Raw genomic sequence first — 20,556 nt, 5'->3', positions numbered from 1 at the left:
ATGGAAGAAAGAACATCGGCCAACGGCAATGCACCGTCGCCCCAGCAGCAATTTTCGGTGCTTGTCGTCGATGACGAGCCGGGCATGATCAGTTTTTTGCAGCGCGCGCTGTCGCAGCATTACGGCAAGGTCGACACCGCCGGCAGCGTGGAACAGGCGCTGCCGCTGCTCCGCCACCGGCTCTACGATCTGATCGTGCTCGACATCTCGCTGCCCGGCCGGTCCGGCATCGAATGGCTGCACGACCTGCGGGCCGACGGCTTTGCCGGCGACGTCATCCTGATCACCGCCTACGCCGATCTCGATACGGCCATCGATGCCCTGCGCGCCGGCGCATCGGATTTTCTGCTCAAGCCGTTTTCCGTCGCCCAGATGCTCAATGCCGTTGCCCGCTGCTTCGAGCGCTCGCTGCTGCGCCGGGAAAACTTCGTGCTGCGCCGCGAAATCGCCGAGCGTTCGACGGCCGTCGATGGCGTGATCTGCCAGTCGGACGCCATGCAGGGCGTTTGCGAACGCATCAAGCGCATCGCCCCGAGCAATGCGACGGTTTTGCTGACCGGCGAATCGGGCACCGGCAAGGAAGTCGCGGCGCGCGCGCTGCACCAGATGAGTCCGCGCCATAACGGCCCTTTCGTGCCGATCAATTGTGCGGCGATTGCTGCCGAACTGATCGAGTCGGAACTGTTCGGTCACGTCAAGGGCGCCTTCACCGGCGCCCACAGTTCGCGTGAAGGCCTGTTCTACTATGCTCAGGGCGGCACGCTGTTTCTCGACGAAGTGGCCGAAATGCCGGCGGCGGCGCAGGCCAAACTGCTGCGCGTGCTGGAAGAGCGGCGCATCCGGCCGCTCGGTTCGGAGCAAGAAATCCCGGTCGATGTGCGGGTAATCGCCGCGACCAATCGCGACCTGAAGGAAGACGTGGCCAGCCAGCGTTTTCGCCAGGATCTCTACTATCGTCTGCAGGTCGTTGAAGTGAACCTGCCGCCTTTGCGCGAACGGCCGGAGGATGTCGTACTGCTCGCCCGGCACTTTCTCGCTGGCATGGCGCAAAGCCTCAATGTGCCGCCGCTGGAAATGACCCCGCGCGCCCTCGCCCGAATGACCGCCTACGACTGGCCGGGCAATGTACGTGAGTTGCGCAATTTCATCGAACGCTCGCTGATTCTCGGCTGGTTCGACCTCGGCCCGGATGACGACAACCAGCCCCCGAGCAGCCCGTCCTGCTTTGAAACGCTGGAAGCCGTCGAAAAACGCCACATCCTGGCCACCCTGCAGGCCTGCCACGGCAACAAGTCGGAAGCCGCACGCCAGTTGGGCGTTTCGCGCAAGACACTGGACCGCAAGTGTTCGGCCTGGGGTTGCGATTGAGCCAGCCGGCCACGCCGCAGGGCAACACGCGACACTCGATCCGCCGCCGTCTGCTCGGTCTGGCATTGTTGCCGCTGGGCGTCGTGTTGCCATTGCTGTTGATCACACTGGCCAACTGGGGCAGCGGCTACCTGGATCGACTGCTGCTCGCCAAGGTCGGGGCCGACCTGGTCATCGCCAACAGTTATTTCGACCGCGTCAGCGCTGGCATCGGCACCGCGGTCGATGGTCTGGCCAGTTCTTCGCGCCTGGCCGGTCAACTGGAAGCCGAACCCAAAGCCGGCAACGCCAAGCGGGATGGCAAGTTGCATCAATGGCTGCAACAGGAAAAGACCCGTCTGAAACTCGATTTCCTGCACCTGCTGGACAGCAAAGGCTGCGCCAACGGCTACCGGGACACACCATGTTTTACCGGCTGGCCAGTCGTCGAGCAGGCGCGCCAAGGCAGTTCGCGCACGGAAAACGACACTTTTTCTTCCGCCCAACTGGCTGCCATCGCGCCGGCACTGGCCCAACGCGCGCATACCCCGCTGGTCCCCACGCGCAACGCCGCCCCCGACCCGCGCCAGGCAGAACAGCGCGGGCTGGTCGTGCATACCGCAGCGCCGGTGCATGATCGTCAAGGCCGGCTGATCGGCGTGCTGGCCGGCGGCGTGTTGCTAAACGGCAATCTCGAATTCATCGACCGGCTGAACGAAATCGTCTATCCCGAAGGCGAATTGCTGCTCGACAGCGTCGGCACCGCCACACTCTTTTTGGGCGATGTACGCATCGCGACCAACGTCCGTCTGTTCGAAGGCCAGCGCGCGATCGGCACGCGGGTATCGCAAACGGTACGCGACACCGTACTCGGCGCCGGAAAAACCTGGCTGAACCGGGCTTTCGTCGTGCAGGACTGGTATTTCTCCGGTTACCACCCCTTGCTCGACAGCCGGGGCGAACGAGTCGGCATGCTTTACGTCGGTTTCCTGGAAAAACCTTTTGCTGCGGCAAAAAAATCGGCCCTGCTCGGCATCATCGGGCTGTTTGCGCTGGCCATGCTGCTCGCTGCCATTTTCGCTGCGCTGTGGGCACGCAAGGTCTTCCGGCCCATCGAGCGCATGCACATGACGATGGCCGCCATCGAAGCCGGGCAAGCCGGCTCCCGCGTCGGCCCGGTCGATAACGAAGACGAAATCGGCGAACTGGCCCGTCATTTTGACCAGTTGCTTGAAGGTCAACAAGCGCAGGCGCGAGCCCTGCAGCGCTGGGGCGAGTCGCTGGACGGCAAGGTCGCCGAGCGTACCGCCGAACTGCAGGAAGCGCTGGCCAACCTGCGCGCGACGCAGGGCAAGCTGATCAGCAACGAGAAAATGGCCGCCATCGGGCAGTTGACCGCAGGCGTGGCGCACGAAATCAACAATCCGATTGCCGTCATCCAGGGCAATCTGGAAATGGCGCGTAGCCTGCTCGGCGAACAGGCCAAGCCGGTCGAACCCGAATTCCGGCTGATTGCCGACCAGGTGCACCGGATTCGCCTGATTGTCGCCAAGCTGCTGCAATTCGCCCGGCCGCAGGAATACGTCGGCTACCTCGAACCGGTCGGCGCCACGCAATTGATTCACGACAGCCTGCTGCTGGTCGGCCATTTGCTGCGCAAGGGCAACGTCGCCATTGAACAGAACCTGGCATCCAGCCGGCTGGTGAGTTGCAACAAGAACGAGATGCAGCAGGTCGTCATCAACCTGATCGCCAACGCCATCCAGGCCATGCCCGACGGCGGTACGCTCGGCCTCGCCGTCGAAGACTGGGATGAGGCGGACATGCCGATCGGCCTGCGGCTGTCGGTCACCGATACCGGCCCCGGCATTCCCGAGGCTGAACGCGAACGCCTGTTCGAGCCGTTCTACACCGCGCACAAACCGGGCGGCCACGGGCTGGGCCTGTGGGTCAGCAAATCGCTGGTCGAACGCTACGATGGACGGATCACGGTCGACAGCGAAGCCGGCCGCGGCGCCCGCTTCACGCTATGGCTGCGCTGCGAACCGCTGGGTTGAGCGGCAAACTCGCCTGGCACGAAATACGCAAATTCTTGCGGTCGACCGCGATATTTTGCGCAAAACCAGCAGGTTTTCCCTACGAAAATCAGTTGCTTGGCTTGGCAGCGGCCGGCCAGCCCGGTAAACTGCGCCCCTCTGCCGAGGAGCGCTGCGACTTTTTTCCAAAAGCCAGGCTCGGCAATGTTCAACGGCGCTCGCAAACCCTGTTTTAATGCCGGTTTGCGACGCCGTTTGCTTTTGCAGCCAGCAAAACGCTTCGGTCCTGCGCTCCGGTCCTGCGCTCTGATCCCGATTTCCGAGGTTTTCGCCATGCAAGCTGATCGTACTTCCGAACTTCAATCCCTGCTCGCCCAACGCCTGCTCGTCCTCGACGGCGCCATGGGCACGATGATCCAGCGCCACGGATTACAGGAACGGGACTACCGCGGCGAGCGCTTCGCCGATCATCCGCACGACCTCAAGGGCAACAACGACCTGCTGGTGCTGACTCGGCCCGACATCATCGGCGGCATCCACCGCGAATACCTGGAAGCCGGCGCCGACATTCTGGAAACCTGCACCTTCAACTCGACGGCGGTATCGCAGGCCGACTACCAGTTGCAGCCCATCGTCTATGAACTGAACAAGGAAGGCGCCGCGCTCGCTCGTAAACTCTGCGACGAATTCACCGCCGCCAACCCGAAGAAGCCGCGCTTCGTTGCCGGCGTCCTTGGCCCGACCAGCCGCACCGCGTCGATCTCGCCGGATGTGAACGACCCCGGCTACCGCAACGTGACTTTCGACGCGCTGGTCACCGATTATCTCGAAGCGATCAGCGGGCTGGTGGATGGCGGCGCTGACATCCTGCTCGTCGAAACCGTGTTCGACACGCTCAACGCCAAGGCCGCGCTGTTCGCCATCGAAACCTTCTTCGACCGCGTCGGCCGCCGCTGGCCGGTGATGATTTCCGGCACCATCACCGATGCTTCCGGGCGCACGCTGTCCGGCCAGACCGCCGAGGCTTTCTGGAATTCGCTGAGCCACATCAAGCCGCTGTCCTTCGGCCTGAACTGCGCGCTCGGCGCCAACGAACTGCGCCAGTACGTCGAGGAACTGTCGCGCGTCTGCGACTGCTACGTTTCCGCCCACCCGAACGCCGGCCTGCCGAATGCCTTCGGCGGCTACGACGAAACACCGGAAATGCTGGCCGACGAGATCGAAAGCTGGGCCAAGGGCGGCATCGTCAATATCGTCGGCGGCTGCTGCGGCACCTCGCCCGACCACATCCGCGTCATCGCCGAACGCGTTGCCGCGGTCAACCCGCGCCAAGTGCCGGAAATCGAGAAGAAACTGCGCCTGTCCGGGCTGGAGCCGTTCAACGTCGGCGCCGATTCGCTCTACGTCAATGTCGGCGAGCGAACCAACGTCACCGGCTCGAAAGCTTTCGCCCGGATGATCCTCGAAGGCCGCTTCGACGACGCACTGGCTGTCGCCCGCCAGCAGGTCGAGAACGGCGCCCAGGTCATCGACATCAACATGGACGAGGCGATGCTCGATTCGCTCGCCGCGATGGACAAGTTCCTCAAGCTGATCGCCTCGGAACCGGACATTTCGCGCGTGCCGATCATGATCGACTCGTCGAAGTGGGAAGTCATCGAAGCCGGCCTCAAGTGCATCCAGGGCAAAGGCATCGTCAATTCGATCTCGATGAAGGAAGGCGAAGCCAAGTTCATCGAACAGGCCAAGCTCGCCCGCCGTTACGGCGCCGCCGTCATCGTCATGGCTTTCGACGAAAAGGGCCAGGCCGACACCTTTGCGCGCAAGACGGAAATCTGCAAACGCGCTTACGAACTGCTGCTGAGCATTGGCTTCCCGGCCGAAGACATCATCTTCGACCCGAACATCTTCGCCATCGCCACCGGCATTCCCGAGCACGACAACTACGCCGTCGATTTCATCGAATCGGTGCGCTGGATCAAGCAGAACCTGCCGCACGCGCATATTTCCGGCGGCGTTTCCAACGTCTCGTTCAGCTTCCGTGGCAACGATGCGGTGCGCGAAGCGATCCACACCGTTTTCCTCTACCACGCGATCCAGGCCGGCATGACCATGGGCATCGTCAACGCCGGCATGCTCGGCGTGTACGACGATCTGGAAGCGGTGCTGCGCGAGAAGGTCGAAGACGTTGTTTTGAACAAGAACCCCGGCGCCGGGGAGGCGCTGGTCGATTTCGCCCAGACAGTGAAGGAAGGCAAGGCCAAGGACAGCGGCCCGGATTTGAGCTGGCGCGAGCAGTCGGTGGAAAAACGGCTTGAACACGCGCTGATCAAGGGCATCACCGATTTCGTCGTCGCCGACACCGAGGAAGTGCGCGCCAAGCTCGAAAGCGAAGGCAAACCGCCGCTCGCCGTCATCGAAGGCCCGCTGATGAACGGCATGAATGTCGTCGGCGACCTGTTCGGCGCCGGCAAGATGTTCCTGCCGCAAGTGGTCAAATCGGCGCGTGTCATGAAACAGGCGGTCGCCCACCTGCTGCCCTACATCGAAGCGGAAAAGACCCGCACCGGCCTGGGCAGCAAGGGCAAGATCCTGATGGCCACCGTTAAAGGCGACGTGCACGACATCGGCAAGAACATCGTCGGCGTGGTGCTCGGCTGCAACGGCTACGACGTGGTCGACCTCGGTGTCATGGTCAGTTGCGACAACATCCTGAAGGCGGCGCTCGAACATCGCGTCGACATCATCGGCCTGTCCGGGCTGATCACGCCATCGCTGGAAGAAATGGCCCACGTCGCCAGCGAGATGCAGCGCCTGAAGATGAAGCAGCCGCTGCTGATCGGTGGCGCCACCACCAGCCGCGCCCACACCGCGATCAAGATAGCCCCCAACACCGACGGCGCCGTGGTTTACGTGCCGGATGCGTCGCGCGCCGTCGGCGTCGCCACCAAGCTGCTCTCCGCCGACCAGCGCGACGGCTACATGGCCGAAATCGTCGCCGAATACGAAACCGTGCGCGCCGAACACGCCGGCCGTAAAGGCGCGACGCTGGTCACGCTGGCCGAAGCCCGCGCCAATCGTTTCACGTGGAACGCAGCGCACACGCCAGTCAAACCGGCGCAGTTGGGCCGCCAGGAACTGAGCATCCCGCTCACCGAGCTGGTCCCGGTGATCGACTGGTCGCCCTTCTTCCAGAGCTGGGACCTGGCCGGCCGCTACCCGGCCATCCTCAACAACGACGTCGTCGGCGAAACCGCCCGCCAGTTGTTCCACGATGCGCAGGCGATGCTGGCGAAAATCGTCGCCGAAGACTGGTTGACCGCAAAAGCCGTGTTCGGCCTGTATCCGGCCAGGGGCGAGAACGAAGACATCGTGCTGTACAGCGATGAATCCCGTACCCAGGAACTGACCCGCTGGGTCGGCCTGCGCCAGCAGATCAAGCAACCGCAAGGCAGGTTCAATACCGCGTTGGCCGATTTCGTCGGTGAGCAGGATTACGTCGGCGCCTTCGCCGTCACCGCCGGCCTCGGCATCGACGAACGCGTCGCCGCCTTCGAAAAGGCCAACGACGACTACTCGGCGATCATGCTCAAATCGCTCGCCGACCGCTTCGCCGAAGCCGCTGCCGAATGGCTGCACAAGCAAGTACGCACTCACTACTGGGGTTACGCAAAGGACGAAAACCTGGACAACGACGCGCTGATCGCCGAGCAATACCTGGGCATCCGCCCCGCCCCCGGCTATCCCGCCTGCCCTGACCACACCGCCAAGCGCGAACTGTTCGCCCTGCTCGACGCGCCGGCCATCGGCATGGCCCTGACCGAATCCTGCGCCATGACCCCGGCTGCCGCCGTCTCCGGCTTCTACATCGGCCACCCCGGCGCCAAATACTTCGCCATCCCGAAAATCGCCCGCGACCAGCTGGAAGACTGGGCGGCACGCAAGGGAATGTCGCTCAAGGATGCAGAGTACTGGCTGGCACCGCTGCTCTGATCCGGGACTTGCTGCAAAAAATGGCCTCGCATGCGAGGCCATTTTTCCGTCGGCTTGATGCAGCGCTACTTCAACGGCAGGTAGATATCCGTCACCAGATCGGCCTCGGCCGTTTCCGGCAGCAGATTCAGGTAATGGAAATAGAGCGGGAAGTCGCGCAGTTCCTCGCCGCTCTCGGGTAGCCACTCGCGGTAAAGCGGGTAGATGCTCTCGCCGATCTGGGTATGCGAACCGAAGTGCCGCACCCGCGCACAACGCCCGCCGGGAATGCACTTGTTGAGCACGCCCTGCGCATTGGGCGGCACCTCGCCCAGCACTTCGCCGGCGATGTCGAAACGGAACTGATCCGGCTCCGTCGTATCGGGATTGTCGTAGGCAATGCCGAAGCTCCGGCTGCTCTGTTTGGGTGAAAGACCGCTTTGCTGGCGCCAGGCGATGAACTCACCGACCGATTCATTGACGCGTTCGGGCGGGCCGCGATGTTCGCGCACAGCAAGCAAGGTCGTTGTGAAATTGACGATTTCAACCTGCATGTTTCTCTTCCTTTCCGGGATACGGAATCGATAGCGCTCGTGCCACGACACCCAGTCCGGCGCCCGCCTGAATGCGGAGGGCGACTTGCCGAAGGTGTTCCTGAAAGCGCGGGAAAACGATTCCGGGTTTTCAAAGCCGGCATCCAGCGCGATGTCGATCACCTTCCGCCGCCGGTTCAAGGCGAGCTGGTAACTGGCCCGCCGCAGCCGCAACAGGAGGACGTAACGCCCGACACTGGTCCCGACAAACTCGGCGAATTGCCGATGGAAATGAAATTTGGAGAAATTCGCGACCTGGCTCAGTTGCTCCACGCTCAGGCTCTCGTCGAGATGGGCCTCGATGTAATCAAGGACCCGACCCAATCGTGCCGCGTACGCTGTTGCCCTGGTTTCGCTCATTGTTCTTCCTCTATCCATGGCCAGCACTATGCGCGACACGGCAGATGAAATCCTGACTCCGATTGCTCACCGTGGGGAAAGCATCCCCCTGCGCCGACAGATAGGCTCTTCTGCCATTAACGGGAATACCTGTTCGCTTGTCCTTAGGCTGACAGGCTAACCTGTGTATCACTGGATCCCCAGCCAGCGCGAAAGCAGCGATGCCGGGCGGGCGATTGACAGCAGCGGCGCGGCCCGCTCGGGGTAACATACGCGTCATGAACACTCTGGCAAACCCGTCGATTCACCGTATCGCGTTCCGGCTGTTTGGCTTGATCCTGAGCTTGTTCCTCGTCGGTTGCAGCAACTTCACCCGACTGGCGGCGGACATCATGGAAAGTGGCGGCACGCTGCGAGTGGTGTCCGGCAGCTTGCAGGCACCAGCCTGTGAGCGTTGTGAGCTGATCATTACAGTGCTGGGTGATGAACGAGGCGATGCCATTCACAATTACCGGGTATTCGAGCGTCCTGGCGATTTCCGGATTGCCGCACTGAACACCTCGCGCTACCTTTTCGCCTTCCAGGACCTCAATCGCGATTTCACTTACCAGGCGAATGAACCGGGCGTCTGGTTCGATTTGGCCGCGCGCGGCATCGACAGGAATTCGGTAGCTGACATCGCGCTCGAGATCGGGGCACCACTGGTGCGCCAGGGACCTCGCGTGACTGACCTGTTCGAGTTGCGCGGCACGGGCCTCGGGCATATTGATGTCTTACTCGGCAAGGTCACTACTATCGACGACAAGCGCTTTGACAGCGAAGCTGCCGAAATGGGTATGTGGGAGCCACTCGGCTACATGAAGACCGGGCACGCCGGCATCTTCTTCCTCGAACCTTACGATCCATCACGCATCCCCGTCCTCTTCGTGCATGGCATCAACGGCACACCGCAGAACTTCAGAGCCTTGATCGACAAGCTTGATCGCCGCCGCTTTCAAGCCTGGGTCATCAACTACCCATCCGGCTTTGACCTGCGTGCGCTGGGCGACGGGTTGCTTGGGGTGCTGGCCGAACTACGCCTGCGCCATGATTTTCAGCGCATGCACATCATCGCGCACAGCATGGGCGGCTTGTTGATCCGTGAGTATCTGGGCGAGTGCAGCCGCGCCAAAGCCTGCGACTACCTCGACAAGGTAATCAGCGTGGCCACGCCGTATGCCGGCATCGAGAACATGAGCCTGTACCTCGACCTGACTACCGTGGTCATGCCGGTATGGCGCAATCTGCTGCCCACCGGGCCGTTTCTCGGCAATCTGTTCACGGCACCCTTGCCGCCGAAAGCTTCGCTGCACATCGCCTTTGCCTATCTCAGCGACCGCTCACCAACCGGCAAACCAGGCGACGGCGTGGTCAGCCTGAAGACCCAGTTACGCCCGGACGCGCAGCGCGAAGCCACATCAATGCGCGGTTTCCACGAAGACCACGTCAGCGTGCTGGCCAGTGAAGAACTGCAGGACTATGTAAACATGGTGCTGAAGCGATAGGCGCAAACCTGCTTCGTGCCGCCCTCGGGGAGCGGAACGCGCTATCCTCTGTCTCCCTCCCCCGTATCACGCTCCGCCATGCCCCGCTACCCGCATATCCTCTTCGACCTCGACGGCACCCTGATCGATTCGGCTCCGGCCATCCTGGCAAGTTTTCGCGAGGCTTTCGCGCAGACTGGCATCGCGCCGGTCCGCAGCATCGACGACAGCATCATCGGGCCGCCGCTGACCGAAACCCTGCAACTCATCTCTGGCAGTGACGATCCGGCACTGATTGCGCGGCTGGCCGAGGCTTTCAAGGCCAGTTACGACAGCGAGGGCTACAAGGCGACGGCCGCTTACGCAGGTGTTGCTGCCCTGCTCGCCCACCTCGCGGCGGCCGGCCGGCACTTGTCGATTGCGACCAACAAGCGCATTCACCCAACCCGGCTGATCCTGGCGCATCTGGGCTGGAGCGATTTCTTCAGCCATGTTTATGCCCTGGATCTGTTCACACCGCGCTTGCCGGACAAGGCAACGATGATCGGCCGCCTGCTCGCCGACCAAGGCATCGCAAAGGATCAGGCCATCTACATCGGCGACCGCAGCGAGGACGGCGAATCGGCCGATGCCAACGGTCTGCCTTTCATCGCGGTGACCTGGGGCTACGGCAGCCTGACGCCGGCGGAAATGCGTAGCGAATGGCGGGCGGCAGCTCAGCCGACCGCACTTGCAAGCTTGTTGCTCGCCAACTGAGAGTCAGCGCCTTTCAGGTCACACGAAACGCCGCCATCAGTGAATTCAGTCTGGCTGCCAGGGATGAGACTTGGCTAGCATTCAAACTGGTTTGTCGACTGGCACCAGAATTGGTTTCTGTCATCTGGGCTATTTGCTCGACGCGAGCTGCAACCTCCCGCGCTGCGCTGCTTTGCTCAGAAAGTGCGACCTGAATTTCGTTCACCGCCTTCACAACATCTCCGGCCCGTTGTTCGATCTGGTCAATTGACTGCCCAGCCTTCTGAGCCAGTTCTTCACCCTGGTTAGCTCGCACCACATCTGCCTGCATCGTATCTACTGCGCGTTGGGTGCCGCTTTGAATACGCGAAATCATGTCGCTGATCTGCTTCGTCGAGGCGCTGGTTCGTTCAGCCAACTTACGCACCTCGTCTGCCACAACAGCAAAGCCGCGCCCTTGCTCACCCGCACGGGCGGCTTCGATTGCTGCATTCAGGGCAAGAAGATTTGTCTGGTCTGCAATCTCCTTGATGACATTGACGATACCGCTAATCTCGCCAGACAGATCACCCAACTCACTGACGATGGCCGCCGAATGACGAACGCCTTCAGCAATGGCTGCCATTTCTTGTGCCGCACTACGCGTCACCACCCTGCCAACACGGGAAGCTTCTCCGGAACTGACCGCCAGCGCATTGGAGTCGTCAGCATGCTCACGCATCTGATCAATGGAAACCGACAATTCCTCCATCGAAGCAGCCATGCCGGAAGCCGACTCGGCCTGACTTTGGCTGGCGCTAGCAACGTCGGTACTGGCAGAAGCCAATTCATTGGACATCGACTCCAAAGTAGTAGCACCTTCCCTGACCTGCACAACAACCTCGCGCAAACGGTCCTGCATGTCGCACAAGGCTTTCAACAAATGACTGATTTCGTCGTTCCCGTTATGTTCGATACGGTCAGCAAGATTGAACTTCGCAACCGCATTTACCGCCCGTTCGGCTGCCGCGAGTTGCAGGGAAAAGCGGCGCTGAAATAACCAGGTAACGCCGCTCACGACAAGCAGGACAAACGCAAACATGGCGCCAACAATCAGACTTGTCTGCTTTGCCTGGCCGTTGGCCAGATTGAAGGCATCCTGCGCTTCTGTCTGGTAATAGGGCATGAACTGCTCTAACGGCTTGATGAAACCTCCATGAACCACTGGCCACTCATCTTCGAGAATGCTTTTCACGGTGTTGATGTCATCTACCCGATAAGCAGCCAACAGCCGCTCCATCAGCTTCTCAAGCGCCTTGAAGCCTGTGTTCATTTTTTCCAACTGAGCTTTTTCTTCTTCGGGAAGCGGCCGTTGTGGCTCCTTGGCCTTCGCCAAAGCAAGTGCGTAAAACTTTTCCCACTCGGGAGGTAATGAGCTTTGCACATCCTTCAGATGATTTGCGGACCCCACCGTAGGCAACTGCTCCAGGGCAACGCCGGCAATGCGAAAACGAACTTCTTTTACACGGCGCTCGATACTCTGCAAAAGCATGAGCGGCTCAAGCGTACGTTCGTTGACATCAGCCAAGTTGCTGGCCCCGTTGCGAGCAGCATAAATGGCCCCACCGCCCAACATCAGCATACCCAGCAATGTCACGACTGCCAGCAAATAAAGCAAACCACGCAACTTTTGTGGCATGGAAATCTCCAGATCAAATCAGAGAAGCACCCGGGGATGACAATCCATCCCCGGCAATTTGTTTTACTCAGTCGGGAAGCGCTTCTCTTCCCAGGCAGGCAGACCATCACGGAACCAGTTCACGTTCTTGTAACCCGCCTTGATGGCAACGTCAGCGCCCTTGTAACCGCGCCAACACGGTGAACCATTGCAATAGAACACCAGAACCTTGGCTTTGTCTGCGGGCAACTTCGCAAGATCAAACTCATCCTTTGGATCCAGCTTGGCTACTTTTTTATGTACTTCTTTGTACACAACGTTAATTGAACCCTTGATATGTTTTTCCGCATATTCAGCAGCCACTCTGGCGTCGACGAACAGCGCCCCTTTGTCATGGAGGGCTTTCGCCTTTGCTACATCAACAATCGTTCCACCTGGAATGTTCATCGGCGTTTCTTCAACAGCAATCGCTGCGGATGCCATGAAAGAAATGCTCAAAACGGTAAGCAGATTAGCAATACGCATGGATATCCCCTCATTAGGTAATTGGAATAGTTATTTTCACACATACTAATCTTCTAAATAATCTTTCTCGCATTTTTGCCACTCACGCCGCGAAACACTTAAAAGAACCATGACCTTGACTGCTTTCCCGGCAGATCGCCTTGCAGATATTCAACATGGATCGTTGCCTTACTAAAGCAATAGGCTTACCCTTCGCCCAATTTCATTTTGGCGGATGGGGAAAGCATGTCTGACAGTGCTGCGCGGGAATCCTCGCTTTTCCTTGCACCGCAAGCACCGAGCGATTCGCTCGTCACAACGCAAGCCGTCATCGATTCGCTTGGTGACGCAACGGCCCTGCTGAATCACCAGGGCGAAATCATCAGCACAAACCGCACCTGGAAAAACTTTGCCAGTTTGAACGGCGCAGATGGTGCCACGCTGATCGGTGTCGGCATCAATTACCTTGCTGTCTGTCAGCGCAATGGCGCTGACGATATTGCCAAAGGCATACACGCTGTCTTGCATGGTGAGCTTCCCGGTTTTCTGCAGGAATACCCCTGCCATTCGCCATCCGGCAAACGCTGGTTTCGCCTGTCGGCGACCCCGATGCAGGGGGCCAACGGGGGAGCCCTGATCTCCCACGTCGACATCACCGAACACAAACTCCTGAACGCCGAACTCGAGCAACATCGCCATCATCTCGAAGCCATGGTCGCCGAGCGGACGGAACAACTGGACGAAGCCAATCGGGCCTTGCGCAAACTGGCGCAGACGCGCAGCGACTTTCTCGCCAACATGAGTCATGAAATCCGGACGCCGCTCAATGCCGTACTCGGTTTTGCCCAGACAGGCGTCCGCGACAACGCGGGGCGCAAGGCGCAGATCAATTTCCGGCGCATTCTCGATTCCGGCCAGCACCTGCTCGGCATCATCAACGACATCCTCGACTTTTCAAAGATCGAGGCAGGCAAACTACTGGTTGAACAAATTCCTTTCCTGCTGGTTGATGTCATTGATCGGGCCACGGAACTCACCGCCGAACGCGCCAAGGAAAAGGGGCTGGATTTCCAGGTGACACTAAGCCCGACCCTACCCAAAGTGGTGACTGGTGACCCCCAGCGCTTGGGTCAAGTGCTGCTCAACCTGTTGTCAAACGCCATCAAATTCACCGATTCGGGCCAAGTCACCCTGTCGCTCAACTGCGAAGGCGATCAGGGAATATTTCGCGTTACCGATACCGGTATCGGCATGTCCAAGGAACAACTCAGCCGTCTGTTTTCCGCATTCGAGCAGGCTGATAGTTCGACCACCCGGCGCTTTGGTGGTACCGGCCTTGGTTTGGCCATCAGCCAGCGATTGACCGATACGATGGGTGGCACGATAACCGCACAGAGCGAACCGGGCCTTGGCTCAACGTTCGAATTGCGCCTGCCGCTACCGGCCAGCCAGGAAACGCCGACGCAAACCACGCCGGATCTTTATGCCCCGCCCGCCACGGAAAAGCGTCCACAACCCCGCCTGAACGGTTTGCGCATCCTTGCTGCGGAAGATACGGAGATCAACCGCTTCGTCCTCGAAGACATGCTGGCACCGGAAGGGGTGACGCTGACTTTTGCTGAAAACGGGGAAGAGGCCGTCAATTGGATCACGAAACACGGTGCAGATCAGCTCGACCTGGTGCTGATGGATATCCAGATGCCCATCATGGATGGTCACGAAGCGACCCGGCGACTGCAAAAAATTGCCCCAGCCCTGCCGGTTATCGGCCTGACGGCCAGAGCCTTGGCCGAAGAGCGCGCACAGTCGCTCGCCGCCGGGATGGTTCAACATCTGAGCAAACCCGTGGACGGCGAATCTCTGGTGGCTGCCATCCTGCATTACACATTGCGCCAACCACAGCCCCTCGTCAGTGAACTGCCTGCGGCCGCCGCGTCGGCAACGCAAGGTGAATCCCTGATCGACTGGGAAATGCTGAGTAAAAGCTTCAATGGACGTCAGCACGCCATCAACAAGTTGCTCGACCTCGCCGAACACGGCCATGCCGAAACACCAGCCCGCATTCGTGATACGGTATGCCGTAGCGATTATCAGGCACTGGCCTCGCTCGCGCACATCCTGAAGGGCAGCATGGGTCACATTCAGGCCCACAGCATCCGCGAACTTGCCGCCAGAACCGAAGCCGCCGCCCGCGCTGCGACAGCGGACAGCTTACCGCTCGGAGAGATGCTGGCCAAAGAAATGGATACGTTACTGCAGCAGTTGATCAAACGAAAAATGGCTCAGGGAAAAGCAAGCTAAAAGGGAAAGATAATGAAAATATTTGTTGTCGATGATGATCCAATGGCGCGCCTTGCCGCGACCGAATTCCTGCACGATACGGACCACGAAATCGTTGAACTGGAAAGTGGCGAAGCCATGCTCGCCAGCATGGAACAAGCGCCGGACCTGATCCTGCTCGATATTGAAATGCCGGGGATGAATGGCATCGCAGCCTGTCGGGCAATGCGCCAGGCGGGGCATGACGTACAAGTGATCTTTGTCTCGGCCAGCGACGATCTGGACACCCGCCTGACGGCCTACGATGCTGGCGGCAACGACTACATTGTCAAACCCTACGCCGCGCAGGAACTGGCCAGAAAGATCGAAATTGCCGGACGCAGCAAGCAAACGGCACTGGCTTGGCACGATCAGGCCGAAATGGCCCAGAAAGCAGCGTTTGCCGCCATGTCATCGATGGCCGAGATGGGTGCCATCCAGGATTTCCTGTGCGCCTCATTTTCCTGTGCCACGGTCGACGAACTGGCCCGCTGCATTGGCAAAACGCTGGAGCAATACGAACTGCAGGGACTCGTTGCGCTAAATTTCGAGAACAACAAAACGTGTTTCTCCACCCGTGGCGAATGCACGGCACTGGAAATCTCGATCCTTGAACACTCGCGCAACCTGGAACGCATCTTCCAGTTCCGCGATCGACTGGTCATCAATTATCCGTATGCAACGCTGCTCATTCTGAATTTGCCGCTACACCTTCCCGAACGGATTGGTCGCCTGCGCGATCATCTGGCCGTTCTGGCGGAAGGGGCTCAGGCACGCTTCATGGCGCTGCACTACGAGGCCCAGCGCCTGTCCCAGGCGCACAACCTGCGCGGCATCATCGCCGAACTGACGACGACGCTGGAAGATATTGAACAGCATCAAAAAAATCAGCGTATCCAGGTGCTGAACATCAACTGCAACCAGATGGAACGGCTGACCAAGGCATTCACCCACATCGGTTTGAGCGAAGCTCAGGAAGAGGCGGTGGCTTCGGTGGTTCAGGAAGGTATCGAACTCCTCTCGCAACTTCAGGACACGGGTCTGGAGACAGGGCAGCGCTTGCGCGAGGTAACCCACAAATTGCGCCTGCTCTGCCAGGACGGAAAATAGCCGGGTACGCCGCCGGAGCAAACACGGCAACCCCCCCGGCGACTTGTCCAAAGCGCGACCTGACACAAGAAATCGACGACAATTCGCGCCCATGCGTCCTGAACTCAATGTCGAACTGCGGCCTTACAACACGCTCGCCCTGCCAGGGCGAGCCACCGCCTATCTGAAAATCACCGATCCGGCCCAGTTGACCGCAACAGAACGCCGCCGGGAAAAACGCTTCATATTGGGCGGCGGCAGCAATCTGGTGCTGACCGGCGATTTCGCCGGCACCGTACTGCACATGGCAATTCCCGGCAAACGCCTGGTCGGTGAAGATGCCGAGGCTTGGTACATCGAGGCGGGGGCCGGGGAAAACTGGCACGACTTCGTTCAGTGGACACTGCAACACGGTTGGCCGGGATTGGAAAACCTGTCACTGATACCGGGAACGGTTGGTGCCGCACCGATCCAGAATATCGGAGCCTATGGATTGGAAGTCGGCGATTTCCTGCATCAATTGACCGCATGGGACTTTGAAAAACAGGCATTTATTACGGTCGACCGCAAAAATTGCCAATTTTCCTATCGCAACAGCCTGTTCAAGCAGCAAGGCTGGCATCTGAACGGGGGAATTGCCATCGTCTCGGTCACCTTCCGACTGCCCAAAGCCTGGCAAGCCAATTGTCGCTATGCCGATATCGCCAACGCACTGGCGGCTCGCCAGATCACTGCGCCCAGCCCGCAGGATATTGCTGACGCGGTCATCTCCGTGCGTCAGGCGAAGTTGCCCGATCCATCCATCACGCCCAATGCCGGCAGTTTTTTCCACAATCCGGTGGTCGACCGGAAAACCGCCGCTGCGCTGCACGCGGCCCACCCCCAACTGCCCAGTTACCCGCAGGCCGACGGCCGGGTCAAGCTCGCCGCTGGCTGGCTGATCGAACAGGCTGGCTGGAAGGGGAAAAATCTAGGTCCGGTCGGCATGTACGAAAAACAGGCCTTGGTCCTGGTAAACCAGGGTGGGGCAAACGGCGACGACGTCAAACGGACCATGGCGGCAGTTCAGGCAAGCGTGCGCGAAAAATTCGCGGTCGACCTCACTCCGGAGCCAATTTTCCTGTGACCTGCAGGCAGGCAGCGATACCGCTGGCCAGCGCATCGGCCATCCGTCGCTGACGCACAGGATCGCGCAACAACAACTCCTCGTCGCGGTGCTTGATCACCCCCGCCTCGAACAGCAGCGCCGGCAATGTTGTCCGATAGAGCACGACCAGATTGTCGTAATACCAGACACCATTTACCGCATCGGCCGCCTGATGTTTTCGACCGTGCCACGGGGTTGGCTCAAAACCGGCCCGGCGCAACATTGCACCGACTGCCGAGGCACAAAGCAAACTGGTTTCCGGGAACGGATTGGCAGCCGAAACAAAAATCCCATAGCCCTTCTTGACGTCGGTATACGTCAGCGAACGTCCTTCCCAGACCCACGCCTGCAAGTAAGCCTCGCTCACCGAATCGTGGTGCACGGAAACAAAGAAATCACTGCCAGAAGCCGCCTCGGGACGGGCAACCAGGCTGTCAATATGACCATCAAAATTGATTTCGCGCACTGCAATCCGCTGCGCTTCGAGTTGCCCGGCCAGTCGCTCGGAAAAGTCGCGATTAAAGGCAAACTCGCTACGCCCACGCGCACTGATCGCCCCGCCATCGCGTACGCCATGGCCGACATCGACGGCCACCACCGGTTTATCGGCAAAGGCCAATGGCGGGATCAGCAGCAGGAAACAGAACATCATCTTGGACATGAAGCGATTATCCCATGCTGAATCGTGGCCGGCCCGATGCGAAATACGCTATAGTTTTGCCCTCCAATAGGGGAAGAAATGAACCAGAAAAGCCACCCTCGGGGCAGCACTGCCCATATGCCTGATTTGAACTGGAGTCAGGTTCGCGAAACCGTCCTGCTGCTTGAACTTGCCGCAGTGCAGATCGAAGCGGCGATGAAGGACAGCAATGCTTCAGTCGAAGTGCTGACCGACTCCTTCACCAGCATGGCCAGCAACATGCAAACCATTTCCGAAACAGCCAGCAAGCTGCCGGATCAAGGCGACGTCGGAACCGCCAAACAGGAACTGCTGGGCATTGCCGGGCAGGTTTCCGGCATGGTGCACCAGACCATCATTGCCTTCCAGTTTTACGACAAACTGGTGCAGCGTCTGTCGCACGTCGGACTGAGCCTGGGCGATCTAAGCAATCTGGTCGGCGACAACGGACGCCTGTTCAACCCAGGCGAATGGGTCACATTGCAAAGCCGGATTCGCTCGAAATACACAACCCGCGAAGAAATCGCCATGTTCGATGCCGTCATGCAAGGGATGTCCGTGCAGGAAGCCATCGACCGTTTCATGGCGGAAATGAAAGAAAAAAGCGACGACATCGAGTTGTTCTGAACTCGCATCGCCTCCGTTTTTCCTCCTGCCTCAGAAGTCTTCGCGCGCTTCCCACATGATGTGCGCGTCGGCACCGGCCTTCGCCGTACGTTCCAGCATGTCGATCAAGGGCCAGGCACGCTGTGCCAGCCCAACCACCGGTGGCTTGTTCTTTTCTTCTTCCTCATCGTCGACCTCTGGCGCTGCCTGGCGCCGCGCCTCGGCAACCGCCGCCTGCAATTTGGCCAGGGCCGGCAACATTTCCGGTGGGGTGAACACGCCACGCGCCGTACTTTCCTTACCGACGATCCGCAGCAAGTCTTTCGCTGTCTCGGCAAACATCAGTACTTCGCCCGTCTCGCTGGAATCAAATCTTACGATCATGTTGTGTACTCGTTAGCTGGGTTGTCAGGAACATCGCCAGTCATGCACAATGGCCCCAAGGGGGAATACTCGAATGGACAAGAATACTACCGCCAATCCCTGGGAGACGGGAAACGACGCCATCGAGCAACTGGCACTGGAGGAATGCGCCAAACGCCAGCGCATTGACCATAGTGTTTCAGTCCTCATCCTGCCTGCCGGCCAGTGCAAACTTGCCGGCTGCTTTGGCCAGCTGGATGCACAAGTCACCGTTGCCGACTGTGCGGAACGCCAATCGGAAGTTGAAGGCCGCATTCTGGCCTCCGGTTACCAGGACAACATCCGCTTTGCCACCACCACCCTGCCCGCGCCACCGACGCAGGAAGCAGACGCCAGCTACGACATCATCGTGCTGCGGCGTGGGCTGTGCAGCTTGCCCTACGCACAGGGAAAGCTGCTGATCCGGCAGTTGCGGCAAAAGCTCAAGATCGGCGGGAAATTATTCATCACCGTGCTGGGATTGCACTCCGAACTCGGTGAAGACTATCCGGGCGGCGAACAGTCGATTTACGAACGCTACAGCAAGCTCGCCCCGGCCATGGCGCGCAAATACGATATCCACGACGAAGTTTGCCTGTATTCCGAACGCGACCTTTTCCTGTTGTTACTCGAATCCGGCGCCAGCGTGCTGCGCACGATGACCACCACCTGGGGCAACGTCAAGGCCGTCGCCGTTCGCGTTTGATGCGGCTGGGCATTGATCTCGGCGGCAGCAAGATCGAGATCGTCGCACTGGCAGATGATGGCAGCGAAATGCTGCGCCAGCGGATAGTCACACCGCAAGGCGACTATCGGGCAACGCTGCAGGCCATCGCCGGGCTGGTCGAAGCAGCCGAAAAAGAGCTTTCCTGCACGGGCAGTGTCGGCATCGGTATACCCGGCGCAGAATCCCGGCACAGCGGCTTGATCAAAAATGCCAACTCGACCTGCCTGATCGGCCAGCCCTTGCGCCAGGATTTGCAAACGCTGCTGCAGCGCGAAATTCGCTTGGCCAACGACGCCAACTGTTTTGCCCTGTCTGAAGCCATCGATGGCAGTGCCCAAAGTGCGCGCAGCGTATTCGGCGTCATTCTCGGCACCGGTGTCGGCGGCGGCATCGTCATCAATGGTCAGGTAGTAGCCGGGGCAAATTCAATTGCCGGGGAATGGGGGCACAATCCCCTCCCGTCGACCGAGGCCGACCCGTTACGCCCGCTGCCTTGTTACTGCGGTCGAACAAGCTGTATCGAAACCTGGCTCTCCGGCCCCGGCATGACTGCCGATCACTTGCGGACGCGCGGCGAGGCACTTGCCGCCGAAACCATCGCCAGCCGTGCCGCCGCCGGCGATGCCGCCTGCTCGGCCACCCTGACACGCTACCTGAGCCGGCTCGGACGGGCTCTCGCCGGGGTAATCAACATTCTCGACCCGGAAGTCATCGTGCTGGGTGGCGGCCTGTCAAAAATCCAGCAGCTTTACGAACAGTTGCCCGATTCTTGCGGTCCACATGTCTTTTCCGACATTTTCTGCACCAAAATCCTGCCGCCCGCGCATGGGGATTCCTCTGGAGTACGCGGCGCTGCATGGCTGTGGAATTGATGGCAAAAT

At 59.8% G+C, this 20,556-nt stretch carries 16 protein-coding genes and 1 riboswitch; of the genes, 11 read left to right on the top strand and 5 right to left on the bottom strand.

The window, feature by feature from the left end:
• The 3 genes from RCI20_RS02570 to metH all read left to right on the top strand — a co-directional run bounded on the left by RCI20_RS02570 (position 1) and on the right by metH (position 7,376).
• Complete coding sequence (locus tag RCI20_RS02570) at positions 1-1,368, top strand: sigma-54 dependent transcriptional regulator (RefSeq protein ID WP_306602964.1); 1,368 nt, start codon at positions 1-3, stop codon at positions 1,366-1,368.
• Positions 1,365-3,404, top strand: a complete 2,040-nt coding sequence (locus RCI20_RS02565; protein WP_306602963.1) for a cache domain-containing protein — start codon at positions 1,365-1,367, stop codon at positions 3,402-3,404. Before RCI20_RS02570 ends, RCI20_RS02565 begins: the two co-directional genes overlap by 4 nt.
• Positions 3,405-3,541: 137 nt before the next feature.
• A riboswitch (S-adenosyl-L-homocysteine riboswitch) is annotated at positions 3,542-3,610 on the top strand.
• A 106-nt stretch (positions 3,611-3,716) separates the two neighbouring features.
• A complete protein-coding gene (metH, locus tag RCI20_RS02560; protein WP_306602962.1) occupies positions 3,717-7,376 on the top strand; it encodes a methionine synthase in 3,660 nt (1,219 codons plus the stop codon).
• Between the two features lie 65 nt (positions 7,377-7,441).
• Here the strand turns inward: metH and RCI20_RS02555 are convergent, their stop codons facing one another.
• A complete protein-coding gene (locus RCI20_RS02555) occupies positions 7,442-8,308 on the bottom strand; it encodes a GyrI-like domain-containing protein (RefSeq protein ID WP_306602961.1) in 867 nt (288 codons plus the stop codon).
• A gap of 257 nt (positions 8,309-8,565) precedes the next feature.
• Here RCI20_RS02555 and RCI20_RS02550 point away from each other — a divergent pair, with 257 nt between their 5' ends.
• Together RCI20_RS02550 and RCI20_RS02545 are read left to right on the top strand one after the other, a co-directional pair.
• Entirely contained in the window at positions 8,566-9,831 is a 1,266-nt protein-coding gene (locus RCI20_RS02550; RefSeq protein WP_306602960.1) for a triacylglycerol lipase, read from the top strand.
• Between the two features lie 78 nt (positions 9,832-9,909).
• The gene (locus tag RCI20_RS02545; RefSeq protein WP_306602959.1) at positions 9,910-10,566 is read left to right on the top strand and encodes an HAD family hydrolase; all 657 of its coding nucleotides are present in this window, start codon (positions 9,910-9,912) and stop codon (positions 10,564-10,566) included.
• A 13-nt stretch (positions 10,567-10,579) separates the two neighbouring features.
• Here RCI20_RS02545 and RCI20_RS02540 read toward each other — a convergent pair whose 3' ends face one another.
• A complete protein-coding gene (locus RCI20_RS02540; RefSeq protein ID WP_306602958.1) occupies positions 10,580-12,223 on the bottom strand; it encodes a methyl-accepting chemotaxis protein in 1,644 nt (547 codons plus the stop codon).
• 63 nt (positions 12,224-12,286) lie between these two features.
• Complete coding sequence (locus RCI20_RS02535; RefSeq protein ID WP_306602957.1) at positions 12,287-12,727, bottom strand: rhodanese-like domain-containing protein; 441 nt, start codon at positions 12,725-12,727, stop codon at positions 12,287-12,289.
• Positions 12,728-12,952: 225 nt separating this feature from the next.
• On the opposite strand from RCI20_RS02535, the gene RCI20_RS02530 reads away from it, so the two are divergent.
• The 3 genes from RCI20_RS02530 (at position 12,953) to murB (ending at position 17,240) form a co-directional block, all read left to right on the top strand.
• Positions 12,953-15,007, top strand: coding sequence for an ATP-binding protein (locus RCI20_RS02530; protein WP_306602956.1), 2,055 nt, complete (start codon positions 12,953-12,955; stop codon positions 15,005-15,007).
• 12 nt (positions 15,008-15,019) lie between these two features.
• The gene (locus tag RCI20_RS02525) at positions 15,020-16,135 is read left to right on the top strand and encodes a PleD family two-component system response regulator (RefSeq protein WP_306602955.1); all 1,116 of its coding nucleotides are present in this window, start codon (positions 15,020-15,022) and stop codon (positions 16,133-16,135) included.
• Positions 16,136-16,226: 91 nt separating this feature from the next.
• On the top strand, positions 16,227-17,240 hold the full coding sequence (murB, locus tag RCI20_RS02520) for a UDP-N-acetylmuramate dehydrogenase (RefSeq protein ID WP_306602954.1): 1,014 nt from the start codon (positions 16,227-16,229) through the stop codon (positions 17,238-17,240).
• On the opposite strand, the gene RCI20_RS02515 is transcribed toward murB, so the two are convergent.
• The gene (locus RCI20_RS02515) at positions 17,215-17,922 is read right to left on the bottom strand and encodes an N-acetylmuramoyl-L-alanine amidase (protein WP_306602953.1); all 708 of its coding nucleotides are present in this window, start codon (positions 17,920-17,922) and stop codon (positions 17,215-17,217) included. The two genes, murB and RCI20_RS02515, sit on opposite strands and share 26 nt — an antisense overlap.
• Before the next feature lie 78 nt (positions 17,923-18,000).
• Between RCI20_RS02515 and RCI20_RS02510 the strand changes: the two genes are divergently transcribed.
• A complete protein-coding gene (locus tag RCI20_RS02510) occupies positions 18,001-18,567 on the top strand; it encodes a hypothetical protein (protein ID WP_306602952.1) in 567 nt (188 codons plus the stop codon).
• A 30-nt stretch (positions 18,568-18,597) separates the two neighbouring features.
• On the opposite strand, the gene RCI20_RS02505 is transcribed toward RCI20_RS02510, so the two are convergent.
• Positions 18,598-18,930 (bottom strand): DUF1840 domain-containing protein, encoded by a 333-nt coding sequence (locus RCI20_RS02505; RefSeq protein WP_306602951.1) that lies wholly within the window; start codon positions 18,928-18,930, stop codon positions 18,598-18,600.
• Positions 18,931-19,003: 73 nt separating this feature from the next.
• On the opposite strand from RCI20_RS02505, the gene RCI20_RS02500 reads away from it, so the two are divergent.
• Positions 19,004-19,654 carry a class I SAM-dependent methyltransferase gene (locus RCI20_RS02500; protein WP_306602950.1) on the top strand — a complete coding sequence of 217 codons (651 nt, stop codon included), beginning with the start codon at positions 19,004-19,006 and terminating at the stop codon, positions 19,652-19,654.
• Positions 19,654-20,547, top strand: a complete 894-nt coding sequence (locus RCI20_RS02495; RefSeq protein ID WP_306602949.1) for an ROK family protein — start codon at positions 19,654-19,656, stop codon at positions 20,545-20,547. The genes RCI20_RS02500 and RCI20_RS02495 overlap by 1 nt, the downstream gene beginning before the upstream one ends.
• The last annotated feature ends 9 nt before the right edge of the window (positions 20,548-20,556 follow it).

Source organism: Azonexus sp., assembly GCF_030824335.1.
Classification (GTDB): domain Bacteria; phylum Pseudomonadota; class Gammaproteobacteria; order Burkholderiales; family Rhodocyclaceae; genus Azonexus.
This window is presented reverse-complemented; position numbering and strand designations above follow the sequence as displayed.

Bases quoted from the DNA above. Each gene is read 5' to 3' on its own strand.
- RCI20_RS02570 (WP_306602964.1), top strand. From the start codon at position 1: ATGGAAGAAAGAACATCGGCCAACGGCAATGCACCGTCGCCCCAGCAG.
- RCI20_RS02555 (WP_306602961.1), bottom strand. From the start codon at position 8,308: ATGAGCGAAACCAGGGCAACAGCGTACGCGGCACGATTGGGTCGGGTC.
- RCI20_RS02550 (WP_306602960.1), top strand. From the start codon at position 8,566: ATGAACACTCTGGCAAACCCGTCGATTCACCGTATCGCGTTCCGGCTG.
- RCI20_RS02505 (WP_306602951.1), bottom strand. From the start codon at position 18,930: ATGATCGTAAGATTTGATTCCAGCGAGACGGGCGAAGTACTGATGTTT.
- RCI20_RS02540 (WP_306602958.1), bottom strand. From the start codon at position 12,223: ATGCCACAAAAGTTGCGTGGTTTGCTTTATTTGCTGGCAGTCGTGACA.
- murB (WP_306602954.1), top strand. From the start codon at position 16,227: ATGCGTCCTGAACTCAATGTCGAACTGCGGCCTTACAACACGCTCGCC.
- RCI20_RS02545 (WP_306602959.1), top strand. From the start codon at position 9,910: ATGCCCCGCTACCCGCATATCCTCTTCGACCTCGACGGCACCCTGATC.
- RCI20_RS02515 (WP_306602953.1), bottom strand. From the start codon at position 17,922: ATGTCCAAGATGATGTTCTGTTTCCTGCTGCTGATCCCGCCATTGGCC.
- RCI20_RS02525 (WP_306602955.1), top strand. From the start codon at position 15,020: ATGAAAATATTTGTTGTCGATGATGATCCAATGGCGCGCCTTGCCGCG.
- RCI20_RS02510 (WP_306602952.1), top strand. From the start codon at position 18,001: ATGAACCAGAAAAGCCACCCTCGGGGCAGCACTGCCCATATGCCTGAT.
- RCI20_RS02530 (WP_306602956.1), top strand. From the start codon at position 12,953: ATGTCTGACAGTGCTGCGCGGGAATCCTCGCTTTTCCTTGCACCGCAA.
- metH (WP_306602962.1), top strand. From the start codon at position 3,717: ATGCAAGCTGATCGTACTTCCGAACTTCAATCCCTGCTCGCCCAACGC.
- RCI20_RS02535 (WP_306602957.1), bottom strand. From the start codon at position 12,727: ATGCGTATTGCTAATCTGCTTACCGTTTTGAGCATTTCTTTCATGGCA.
- RCI20_RS02495 (WP_306602949.1), top strand. From the start codon at position 19,654: ATGCGGCTGGGCATTGATCTCGGCGGCAGCAAGATCGAGATCGTCGCA.
- RCI20_RS02500 (WP_306602950.1), top strand. From the start codon at position 19,004: ATGGACAAGAATACTACCGCCAATCCCTGGGAGACGGGAAACGACGCC.